Genomic DNA, 11,818 nt, shown 5'->3' on the forward strand with positions numbered 1-11,818 from the left:
TTTAGGTTTCGCTTTATGGGCAAGTTGTTACTGTAGTCACATACCTGTAGGTTATGACGCAGCGAGAAACATTTATATAAGGAAAGGTTGCGGAGAAAAAGATGCGATATTCACAACAAAATCAGCCGGAAAAAGATCAAATCGTGCGTATGACATACAAGACGGGCGTTTACGCAGGGACGGTATTCGAAACAGGAGGACCACGCGCTGTCGTGCAGGTGATGGCGGTGCTGAAGCATCCACAGCAGGGTAATCTTCACTATCCATATGATCCGGACGTGCCGATGTTTCACGAACGCAAGGCGCTGAGCCACAACGAGAAAGCGCTGGTTGCTTATCAAGATATTGAGCCCTTCCATGGCGAGGTGCCGGATTATCAGGCTTCGCTCGTGCGTGCACTGGAAGAAGAGGCAGCTGAGCTGGACCGCTTGAAGCGATGGGCTGAGCGGGGGCTTGAGACGCTGGCGATTGTGAAGAAGGACTATGGGATGTAAAACGAAGCTGTGCGTTGTCACGGGCGTTGGCGCTGTTGAGTTGCTAAATGGACGTGGTGGAGAGTAGGAGAGTAGGAGCAGGTGAGGCGTAGGTGCAGAAATGCACCTACGCGGAGCTAGGTGAAGTGGCGAGTGAAGGTGCAGATATGCACCTACGCGGAGCTAGGTGAAGTGGCGAGTGAAGGTGCAGATATGCACCTACGCGGAGCTAGAAGCAGTGGAGTGGCGAGTGAAGGTGCAGAAATGCACCTACGCGGAGCTGGAAGCGGTGGAATGGCGAGTGAAGGTGCAGAAATGCACCTACGCGGAGCTAGAAGCAGTGGAGTGGCGAGTGAAGGTGCAGAAATGCACCTACGCGGAGCTGGAAGCGGTGGAATGGCGAGTGAAGGTGCAGAAATGCACCTACACGGAGCTGGAAGCGGTGAAGTGGCGAGTGAAGGTGCAGAAATGCACCTACGCGGAGCTGGAAGCGGTGAAGTGGCGAGTGAAGGTGCAGATATGCACCTACGCGGAGCTGGAAGCGGTGGAATGGCGAGCGAAGGTGCAGATATGCACCTACGCGGAGCCGGAAGCAGTGGAATGGCGAGTGAAGGTGCAGAAATGCACCTACACGGAGCTGGAAGCGGTGAAGTGGCGAGTGAAGGTGCAGAAATGCACCTAAGCGGAGCTAGGAGCGGTGGAATGGCGAGTGAAGGTGCAGAAATGCACCTACGCGGAGCTAGGAACGGTGGAATGGCGAGTGAAGGTGCAGAAATGCACCTACGCGGAGCTAGAAGCGGTGGAATGGCGAGTGAAGGTGCAGAAATGCACCTACGCGGAGCTAGAAGCAGTGGAGTGGCGAGTGAAGGTGCAGAAATGCACCTACGCGGAGCTGGAAGCGGTGGAATGGCGAGTGAAGGTGCAAAAATGCACCTACGCGGAGCTGGAAGCGGTGGAGTGGCAGGTGTAGGTGCAGAAATGCACCTACGCGGAGCTAGAAGCGGTCGAGTGGCTGGCGTAGGTGCAGAAATGCACCTACGCGGAGCTAGAAGCGGTGGAGTGGCGAGTGAAGGTGCAGAAATGCACCTACGCGGAGCTAAAGGCGGCGGAGTGGCAGGTGTAGGTGCAGAAATGCACCTACGCGAGCTAGAAGCGGCGGAATGGCAGGCGTAGGTGCAGAAATGCATTGTGATGAGTGGTGGGCGTATGGGGAAAGTAAGGTTTTCTTATCTCATCGAAAACTGCGTTGGCAGCGGCGTGACCATGGAGTGGACTGTCAGACAATACCATGGTTGGTGCGGGATTGTGACGATGCCGATTGAAAATGTAATGAAAGTGACTTGAATACGTGAATGAAAAGTGGTAATATTGTTTTTGACCAAATGACCGAAATTGAATTCTGGTCACAAAGTTCAGACGACTGGCTGATCAGGTTATGATTGCAAATCATGTGCCATCACGTTTAATTAATACAATGAGAAAGGAGCGGTGATCGGATGGCAGAGAAGAAGACGGTGGATCGCAAGGCGCTGATCGTTGAAGCGGCAGCGAAGTCGTTTACGATGTTTGGCTATAAGGCAACGACAATGGAGCTGGTGGCGAAGCTGGCAGGTGTAGGCAAAGGAACGATATACACGTTTTTTGCTACGAAGGAGGAACTGTTCGGCGAGATTATTCGTCGCTTGACGTCGGAGATGAGGGCGGTTGTAGTCGGCCGGATTGTGGAGAACCGCTCCTTTTTCGACAATCTAACCGATGTGATGTATGGCGTTCTGCAGTTCCGTGAAACGCACGAGCTGGTCGTCAAGCTGACCCAAGAGGAGCGTGAGGTCGGCACTTCGGCGGTCAGTGAAGGACTTGGAGCACTCGAAGATGCCGTCATTGGCTTCATTGAGCGCGAAATCCGGGCAGCACAGCAGAAGGGCGAGCTCAGAGATGTGAACCCATCGATCACCGCATTCATGATGATCAGAGTGTATCTGGCGCTTGCCGCAGAGTGGAGCCGCAGGCACGCACCATTGTCGAAGGACGAGGTGGCCGAGCAATTGACGGGGCTGTTCCAGCACGGCATCTGCGCGAAGGGCTAGCGAGCCTGACGCGTTGATATAGATAGGTAGTAATTGAAGAAAGAGCGGAATCCGCTCTATTTTTCAGTAAGATAATGACCAAATGAGCAAAACGGTCAGAATGTTCTAGCCGAAGCTAATAAAGGAGGACGCCTCTATGCAGGGCATGCGTTTATTCGGGCAGGAGCTGCTCGATATTGTAAAAAACAAGAAAGTACTTATTTCTGTTATCGGCATTTTGTTCATTCCTATTATGTACAGCGGGATGCTCGTTGGGGCGTTCTGGGATCCATACGGAAAGACGAGCGAACTGCCAGTAGCAATCGTAAATGAAGACACAGGAGCAGAGCTCGACGGTAAGCAGCTGGCGCTTGGGAGTGAACTTGTCGACAATTTAAAAGACAATGATAAGTTCAAATGGGCTTTCGTCGATAAGGAAGAGGCGGAGGATGGTGTCAAAGACGGGCGTTATTATCTCGCGCTCGAAATTCCTAGCGACTTCTCCAAGCAGGCCACAACGCTCATGGATGCAGAACCGACGCCATCGCAGCTCGTTTATGTAACAAATGAAAGTCTCAGCTTCACCGCTTCCAAAATCGGCAGCGCGGCGATTACGGAGCTGAAAACTTCGCTATCGAAAGAAGTAACGAAGTCGTATGCGGAGACGATGCTGGAGCAGTTCGGCAAAGTGGCCGACGGCTTCGCGGAAGCAAGTGATGGCGCCGGCAAGCTGTCGAGCGGCGCATCGGAAGCAAAGGATGGCGCAGCGACGCTGCAGCGCAATCTGGAGAAGCTTGCGGACGGCACGCTGGGACTCGAGTCCGGCGTGAAGCAAGTTAGTGACGGCGCAGCGCAGGTTGCAAGCGGTGCGGCGTCGCTCAGCTCAAGCGCGGCCGAGCTGGGAAGCGGGCTCGGCCAGCTGAGTGAGGCGTCCGGCCAATTGACGGCCGGCGCAGAGAAAGCGTCCGATGCCAGCGCGAAGCTGGCATCGGGAGCGACAGCGGCGCATGAGGCGGAGACGAAGCTCGCCTCGAGCGCCGCGGAGCTGGCGGCGCAGCTGGATGCCTTCGCATCCTCAGCTGCTGCCTCTGGAACAGCCGCCGAAGGCGGCGACGCTGCAGCGCAGCAGGAGGCGCTGCAGCAGCTGGTCGCCGCGGCCAAAGCCTTGGCCGCCGGCGCAGACGGGCTCGCGACCAGCGGCGGCCAACTGGCCGCTGGCGCGAGCGAGCTGCAGCAGGGCAATTCGACCCTGCTGCAGGGGTTGTCCGCCTTCGACGCGAAGCTCGAAGGCGCAGCGACTGGCGGCGCGAAGCTTGCCAGCGGCGCCGCGCAGCTCGCGTCGGGCGCCAAGCAGGCCGCCGCTGGAGCAGCCGCGGCGGATGCGGGCGCCTCCGAGCTCGCTAGCGGCTCGGGGCAGCTCGCCGATGGCTCGGCCGCGTTGACGGACGGCGTCGGCAAGCTCGCTGACGGCTCCGCCGAGCTCGCCGACAAGCTCAGCGAAGCGTCGAATACGACGTCGGAGCAAGTTTCATCCGACGACAGCAGTAACGAGAAGAAAGCCGATATGTTCGCAGGTCCGGTTGAAGTAAGCGAGAAGAAGCTGACGACCGTACCGAACTACGGAACAGGCTTCGCACCATACAGCTTGGGTCTTGGTTTGTTCGTTGGTGCGCTATTGTCGACGATCGTACTGCCAATGCGAGACAGCGTAGGACGTCCACGTTCCGGTGGCAGCTGGTTTACAAGTAAGGTACTGCTGTTCATCCTCGTTGGCATTATTCAGACGCTGATCGCGGATGCGATTCTGCTCTATGCCATTGGTCTTGAAGTACAAAGTTTAGGTTGGTTCGTTGGACTTAGCCTTGTAACGAGCTTATCCTTCATGATGATTATCCAGTTCTTCGTTACACTGTTGGATCAGCCAGGTCGCTTCGTCTCGATCATTATCCTGATCCTCCAGCTGACGAGCAGCTCGGGCACGTATCCAAAAGAGCTCGTACCGGCTTGGCTGCAAACGATCGGCGATTGGATGCCAATGACCTATGCAGTAGCAGGCTTCAAAGCAGCGATCTCCAGCGGCGACTTCGATCTCGTCCGCAGCAGCATGGGCACGCTCGCTATCTACGGCGTCATCTTCGCGGCGCTGACGCTGGGCTACTTCGTGCTCAAGCACAAACAGCAATCCCGCAACAACGGCGGTGAAGGCAAGTCCCAACAGACGCCGGCAACAGTATAAATCCTATACAAATAAACAAAAACTCTAGGTGCATGCACCTAGAGTTTTTGCATTCAATACTATAGAGGTATCGAAAGGAAAAGAATCTCCCAATGGGGCTTTCCAGATTCCACAGGAATCAACCTTTAAGCTCTACAACCGTAAAGCGAGTCCCCAGGGACGAATGTGCTGAGAATGGTTGTACGCCATAACGAGCCTTCAGGTCCCGTGGGGACCAACTCGCCAGACGCACCACAGTAAAGCGTGTCCCGCAGGGACGAAAGCGAGCATCAGCACGTAACAGCCTAGGTGCGTCGAATCGTATGCATCCGAACAGTCCGTAACCAAACAAGCTCGCATGAGAGCGTGTCCCCCAGGGACGAAAGCGGGCACACGCACCAAGGTACCTAGATCAGTCCTGCGGGTTTCCAAAGGGTGCAACCCTTGGAGCCCTCCCCTTGGAAGGGGAGGGTTTGGGTGGGGTTAATCCCCGAGGGTTTGGGTGAGGATAATCACTTATTTATGAATGCAGTTTTCAACGTACCCCGATAAACAACCTGGAAGCCCAGTCCATCGGACAACGCCGCAAGCGGCAGGTACGTCTTGTTCTCTTTGCCGACCTTTTGCAGGTAGGCTGGCGTTTCGACGGCAACCGACTTGCCGTTGATGACCATCGTCTTAGCGCCGATCGTGAAGGAAACAACACGGTCACCGAGCGTAACGGTTGCCGTCTGCGTCTTGTTGTTCCAATCCAGCTTCGCGCCCATTGCATCGGTAATATCGCGCATTGGCACGTACGTCTTGTTGTTCTTCAGTACGGGCTTGTTGGCCGTCTGAAGCTCTTTGCCTGCTACGACGACGGAGATTGGCACGTCAGCCGCACGTGCTGCAACTTCGCGGTAATCGCCCCAGATGGCTTGTGCGAATGATTTGCCCATCGAGGTGTAGCCTTTTGCGTTCGGGTGGAAATCCCCTTTTGCTACCGTCGTATATTCAAGTTCATGTCCGAGGAACGGAGCGCCAACATAAGCCACACGGACGTTGAAGCCTTCATCAGTCAATTTCTTCGCTACAGCTTCAATGTGGGAACGGATGTCCTCACTTGCTTTGACGATTGCTTGATACGCTTCTTCACTAATAAGTACTTTGCTGTGCGGTGCTGGATTGTAGAGGTCGGACACAACGATTTCGGCTTTTGGATTGATGCCAATTACCGCCCGAAGCGAAGCTTCAAGCTGCTGCTCGAATACCGGAAGCAAAGCTGCAACAGCCTCGGCACCGGAGCCATCCTTCAATTTATCGAATATAGTTAGAAAATCATTCGAGCCCGTCGTAATCGTCACGAGATCAGCTGCTGCCAGGTCCGCGAACAACTGCGGCGTAGCAGCTGCAAGCTGTTCGATGCGCGGTTCCTTGGTCGTTCCGAATGGCAGATCAGCAGCTGTAATCGACTCGCCATTCTCGGCAGCTTCTATGTAATGTTGAAGCCCTTCAGTCGTCAGACCAAGAATGCCATAGTTGGATACCGAAGCACGAAGGCCGTGGAACAAGGCTTGCTCATACACGCGTTCAACATAGCCATAAGGAACAGGATTTGCCTCATTCTCCATTCCGTTAATGTAGCCGACGGTCAGCGAGTCGCCGACTGCAACGATGTGATAATCGTCAACTGCCTGTACAGATGATGCAGATACGGAAGTAATTGCCTCAGCTTCAACTATATTACTAGAATAAGACAAAGCTGTGCCGCCAAGGATGAGAGTAGCGGTTAAAACGGATGCTGCAGTGACACGCGAAATTTCCATGAACTTTTTGACCAATTCTTTTCACTTCCCCGTATAAAGTTAAAATTTTTAAACATAAAAACCCGTACATAAAACCTCTTAATCTATTAAATGTTCGGATTTAGCGCAAAGAAACGTTTATAAGGCATGAAAAAATTTTAAATTGCGCGGAATTTGCTACAATGATAAGATTATTAAATAAAACGTTGGATAACGGGTGAGCACCGATTACGCGAATGTAAGACGAATTTTTCAAAATCCAAGGAAGTATAAGTTCCCAGCTTATACCTAATATTGGGTTGTTGGATTTCACCGGACTGAAATGCGCTGCACAGTTGAAAGATTGATGACAGCTGTTTCATCTCGGAACCTCATTTCCATTCTATGATAAACCGCTCCGGAAATGAAGTGACAATCGTCGCGTTCGTACTCGCCGACTGGTAGACCAAAAAATTTTCGATATAGAAAGGTTGATTGCGATGAGCGAGAATATTTTTGGCTTGCCTCCGAAGCAGGGTCTCTACAATCCGCAGTATGAGAAAGACGCATGCGGTATGGGTTTCGTGGCGAACATCAAAGGACGGAAATCACATAAGATCATCCGCCAAGCACTGACGCTGCTTGAGAATATGGAGCACCGCGGCGGTCAAGGCAGCGAACCCAATACAGGTGACGGCGCAGGCATTATGCTGCAAATTCCTCACGAGTTCTTCAAAGCAGAGATGAAACAGCAGGGAATCGAGCTGCCGGCTGAAGAACAATACGCGGTAGGTATGCTGTTCCTTCCATTGGAAGATGAGCTTCGTAACGAGCAGGAGCGCAAGCTGGAAGCCATTATCGCTGAAGAAGGCCAACAATTGATTGGCTGGCGTACGGTACCAACGAATGACAGCAAGCTGGGTGCATCGGCACTGAAGGTGAAACCTTTTGTACGCCAAGTGTTTATCGGACGCAATGCGGCACTTGCGGACACGTTGGCATTCGAGCGCAAGCTGTATGTCATTCGCAAACGCGCTGAGCTCGCGATCCGTTTCGGCGGCGGAGAAGGCGCAGATCGTTTCTACTTCTCGAGTCTGTCGACGAAGAAGATCGTTTACAAAGGGATGCTCACGACGGAGCAGGTGCGTTCGTTCTACCAAGAACTGAACAACGAGGCTGTTGTAACGGCAATCGCACTCGTGCACTCGCGCTTTAGTACGAACACGTTCCCAAGCTGGGAGCGCGCGCATCCGTTCCATTATTTGATCCACAACGGTGAGATCAATACACTGCGCGGCAACATCAACTGGATGCATGCACGCCAATCGCTGTTTGAGACGGAATTGTTCGGTGAAGATCTGCCGAAAGTGAAGCCGATCATCAGCCCAGACGGTTCCGATACGGCGATGTTCGATAACGTACTCGAGTTCATGTATCTGTCCGGCCGCTCGCTGCCGCACGCAATGATGATGATGGTGCCAGAGCCATGGGCGAACCATGAGACGATGAGCGACGAGAAGAAAGCTTTTTACGAATACCATGCTTGCCTCATGGAGCCGTGGGATGGTCCAGCAGCAATGGCGTTCACGGATGGTAAAATGATCGGCGCAACGCTTGACCGCAACGGTCTGCGCCCAGCTCGTTACTATGTAACGAAGGACGACCATATCATCCTTGGTTCGGAAGCAGGCACGGTTGAGATTCCGGCTGAAGATATTTTGTACAAAGACCGTCTCCGTCCAGGTCGTATGCTTCTTGTTGATACAGAAGCCGGCCAGATCCTGTCGGATGAAGAGGTTAAGCTGAAGATCGCGCAAGAAAATCCTTACCGCGACTGGCTCGACGAGCATCTGGTGACGCTTGAAGATCTGCCAGAAGCACCGGAAGTGCCGGAACCTGATCATGATACGGTGCAGCAGCGCCAACAGGCATTCGGCTTCACGTTCGAAGATATTCGCAAAATCATCGAGCCGATGGCGACATCGGGTCAAGAGCCGCTCGCTTCGATGGGTTACGACGCACCGCTGGCTGTTCTGTCCGAACGTCCACAGCGTCTGTACAACTACTTCAAGCAGCTGTTCGCGCAAGTTACGAACCCGCCGATCGATGCGATCCGCGAGGAGCTCGTAACGTCGACGGTAACGACGATTGGTACGGAACGCAACCTGCTCAACCCAGAGCCAGAGAGCGCACGTCACATCACGCTCGACACGCCGATCCTGAGCAACGAAGAATTCGCGAAGCTGCGCCATGTTCGCCGTCCGGGCTTCAAGGCGATTACGCTGCCGATCTTCTTCGAAGCGGCGAAGGGCGAGGAAGGTCTGCGTGAGGCGATCCAGCTCATGTGTGAAGCAGCAGACCGCGTCATTGCGAAAGGCCACAACATTCTCATTCTGTCCGACCGCGGCATCGACCGTGACAACGCAGCAATTCCAGCTCTGCTGGCCGTATCTGCGCTGCATCACCATCTGATCCGCCAAGGCACGCGTACGCGCGCCAGCATCCTGCTGGAATCCGGCGAGCCGCGTGAAGTGCATCACTACGCACTGCTGCTCGGCTACGGCGTGAGCGCGGTTAACCCATATCTCGTGTTCGAGTCGCTCGACGACATGATCAACGAAGGTATGATGCGCGGCGTGAAGCATGAGAAGGCTGTGAAGAACTACATTAAAGCGGCAACGAAAGGCGTCGTGAAGGTTCTCTCGAAAATGGGTATCTCGACGATCCAATCGTACCGCGGCGCACAAATTTTCGAAGCGGTCGGCTTGAAGAAAGAGCTGATCGATCAATATTTCACTTGGACGGAATCCCGCATCGGCGGTATCGGTCTCGATACGATTGCAGAGGAAACGCTCAAGCATCATAATCGTGCATTCGCAGAGCAAGAAGGAGCGGAGCGTGAGCTCGACTCCGGCGGTGACTACCAATGGCGTAAAGACGGCGAGGACCACCTGTTCAGCCCGCAGACGATTCACACGCTGCAGATGGCGTCGCGTTCGAACGACTACAAGCTGTACAAGAAGTTCTCTACACTCGTGCAGGGCGAGAACCGCAAGCATATGACGCTTCGTTCGCTGCTGACGTTCAAGCAAGGCCGCACGCCAGTGGCATTGGAAGAAGTCGAGTCGGTTGAATCGATCGTGAAACGGTTCAAATCCGGTGCAATGTCGTACGGTTCCATCAGCCAAGAGGCGCACGAGAGCCTTGCGATCGCGATGAACCGTCTCGGCGGCAAATCGAATACGGGCGAGGGCGGCGAGAATCCAGAACGCTTCATTCCGGACGCGAACGGCGATTCCCGTCGCAGCGCGATCAAGCAGGTTGCATCGGGCCGTTTCGGCGTAACGAGCAACTATCTCGTGAACGCGGATGAGATCCAGATCAAGATGGCACAAGGCGCTAAGCCAGGCGAAGGCGGTCAGCTGCCAGGCCTGAAGGTGTACCCATGGATCGCTAATGCACGGGGTTCAACGCCGGGTGTAGGTCTCATCTCGCCACCTCCTCACCATGATATTTATTCGATTGAGGACTTGGCAGAGCTGATCCACGATTTGAAAAATGCGAACCCACGCGCACGCATCAACGTAAAACTCGTTTCCGAGGTTGGCGTTGGCACGATCGCAGCTGGTGTAGCCAAAGGCCGCGCTGACGTTATCATGGTCAGCGGTTATGATGGCGGTACGGGCGCTTCGCCGATCAACTCGCTCAAACATGCGGGTCTCCCATGGGAGCTTGGTCTAGCAGAGACGCACCAGACGCTCATGCTGAACAACCTGCGCGATCGTGTCGTGATCGAGACGGACGGCAAAATGATGAACGGCCGCGACGTAGCAATCGCTGCATTGCTCGGCGCTGAGGAATATGGCTTCGCAACGGCTCCGCTGATCGTTCTTGGCTGCGTGATGATGCGCGTCTGCCAGCTCGATACGTGTCCGGTTGGCGTAGCAACGCAGAACCCTGAGCTTCGCAAGAAATTCATGGGCGACCCAAGCCACGTCGTGAACTACCTGCGCTTCATCGCAGAAGAGCTTCGTGAGATTATGGCAGAGCTTGGCTTCCGCACGCTGAATGAAATGATCGGCCGCGTCGACCTGCTCGAGACGAAGGAGCTCGCAGAGAGCAGCAAGGCGTCCCAGCTCGACCTGACACCGCTGCTGCACCAATTCGATGTTGCGGAAGGCGCAGCGCGTCACAACGTACAGGAACAGAACCATGGGCTCGAGCTGTCGCTTGACGTGACGAAGCTTATCCCAGCGGCTGCAGCGGCGCTTGAGACGGGTGAGAAAGTGCGCGGCACTTTCCCAATCCTGAACACGAACCGCGTAGTGGGTACGATTCTCGGCAGCGAAGTGACGACACGTTATGGCGCGAAGGGGTTGCCGGATGATACGATCAACTTCCACTTCGTCGGTACGGCGGGTCAAAGCTTCGGTGCATTCATTCCGAAGGGCATGACGCTCTCGATCGAAGGCGATTCGAACGACTATGTAGGTAAAGGTCAATCCGGTGGTAAAATCATCGTTGCTCCTTCACCGAAAGCAACGTTCGAAGCAGAGAACAACGTCATCATCGGCAACACGGCGTTCTACGGCGCAACGAGCGGCGAGGCTTATGTACGCGGTATCGCGGGCGAGCGCTTCGCTGTACGTAACTCGGGCGTTAACGTCGTCGTAGAGGGCGTAGGCGACCACGGCTGCGAATACATGACCGGCGGACGCGTCGTCGTTCTAGGCGGCACAGGCCGCAACTTCGCGGCTGGTATGTCCGGCGGCATCGCATACGTACTGGATGAGGCAGGCGACTTCTACAACAACTGCAACCTCGAGATGGTGCTCCTGGAGCGCGTAGAGGAAGCACGCGACGAGGTAGAGCTGCGCGGCATGATCGAGCGCCACGTCGAGCTGACGGGCAGCGCGCCAGGCGCACGCGTCCTGGGCGACTGGGAAGCGAGCCTGAAGAAGTTCGTGAAGGTTATTCCGAAGGACTACAAGAAGATGCTGGATCAAATCCGCAAGGCCGAGGACAACGGCTACGAGGGCGACGAAGCGCTTCTGGAAGCGTTCGAGGCGAACAAGCGCGAGCTGGCACGGGTTTAATAATTAAATAAAGGAAGCAACAATAAAGGGGCTGTCCCAAAAGGTCATAAAATTTGACCTTAGGACAGCCCCTGTTTTTTTTCTAATAGGAAACACAAAGAAACCGTTCCTTGGTAAAATGGAAGTGCGACCCACCATTTACGAAAGGAACGGTTTCTTTGTACATTCAATATACCATGGATCAACTTTGCCTGCCAATGGACCT

The 11,818-nt window shown here is 54.5% G+C and carries 8 protein-coding genes; 7 read left to right on the top strand and 1 reads right to left on the bottom strand.

Annotation, left to right across the window (positions count from 1 at the left end; genetic code table 11):
- Positions 1 to 101: 101 nt before the first annotated feature.
- The 6 genes from kapB to DFQ01_RS22030 all read left to right on the top strand — a co-directional run bounded on the left by kapB (position 102) and on the right by DFQ01_RS22030 (position 4,775).
- Positions 102 to 494, top strand: a complete 393-nt coding sequence (kapB, locus tag DFQ01_RS22010; RefSeq protein WP_110046075.1) for a sporulation phosphorelay system protein KapB — start codon at positions 102 to 104, stop codon at positions 492 to 494.
- A 178-nt stretch (positions 495 to 672) separates the two neighbouring features.
- Positions 673 to 1,155: a hypothetical protein gene (locus tag DFQ01_RS22015; protein WP_110046076.1), complete on the top strand. Its 483-nt coding sequence runs from the start codon at positions 673 to 675 to the stop codon at positions 1,153 to 1,155.
- A 15-nt stretch (positions 1,156 to 1,170) separates the two neighbouring features.
- Positions 1,171 to 1,443, top strand: a complete 273-nt coding sequence (locus DFQ01_RS30875) for a hypothetical protein (RefSeq protein WP_146216912.1) — start codon at positions 1,171 to 1,173, stop codon at positions 1,441 to 1,443.
- 8 nt (positions 1,444 to 1,451) lie between these two features.
- Positions 1,452 to 1,646 carry a hypothetical protein gene (locus tag DFQ01_RS30880; RefSeq protein WP_146216913.1) on the top strand — a complete coding sequence of 65 codons (195 nt, stop codon included), beginning with the start codon at positions 1,452 to 1,454 and terminating at the stop codon, positions 1,644 to 1,646.
- 323 nt (positions 1,647 to 1,969) lie between these two features.
- Entirely contained in the window at positions 1,970 to 2,560 is a 591-nt protein-coding gene (locus DFQ01_RS22025) for a TetR/AcrR family transcriptional regulator (RefSeq protein ID WP_110046078.1), read from the top strand.
- Positions 2,561 to 2,696: 136 nt separating this feature from the next.
- Positions 2,697 to 4,775, top strand: coding sequence for a YhgE/Pip domain-containing protein (locus tag DFQ01_RS22030; protein ID WP_110046079.1), 2,079 nt, complete (start codon positions 2,697 to 2,699; stop codon positions 4,773 to 4,775).
- A 491-nt stretch (positions 4,776 to 5,266) separates the two neighbouring features.
- Here the strand turns inward: DFQ01_RS22030 and DFQ01_RS22035 are convergent, their stop codons facing one another.
- Entirely contained in the window at positions 5,267 to 6,574 is a 1,308-nt protein-coding gene (locus tag DFQ01_RS22035; protein ID WP_110046080.1) for a stalk domain-containing protein, read from the bottom strand.
- Positions 6,575 to 7,017: 443 nt separating this feature from the next.
- Here DFQ01_RS22035 and gltB point away from each other — a divergent pair, with 443 nt between their 5' ends.
- The gene (gene gltB / locus DFQ01_RS22040) at positions 7,018 to 11,613 is read left to right on the top strand and encodes a glutamate synthase large subunit (protein ID WP_110046081.1); all 4,596 of its coding nucleotides are present in this window, start codon (positions 7,018 to 7,020) and stop codon (positions 11,611 to 11,613) included.
- The last annotated feature ends 205 nt before the right edge of the window (positions 11,614 to 11,818 follow it).

Origin of the sequence: Paenibacillus cellulosilyticus (genome assembly GCF_003182255.1) — a bacterium.
Classification (GTDB): domain Bacteria; phylum Bacillota; class Bacilli; order Paenibacillales; family Paenibacillaceae; genus Paenibacillus_T; species Paenibacillus_T cellulosilyticus.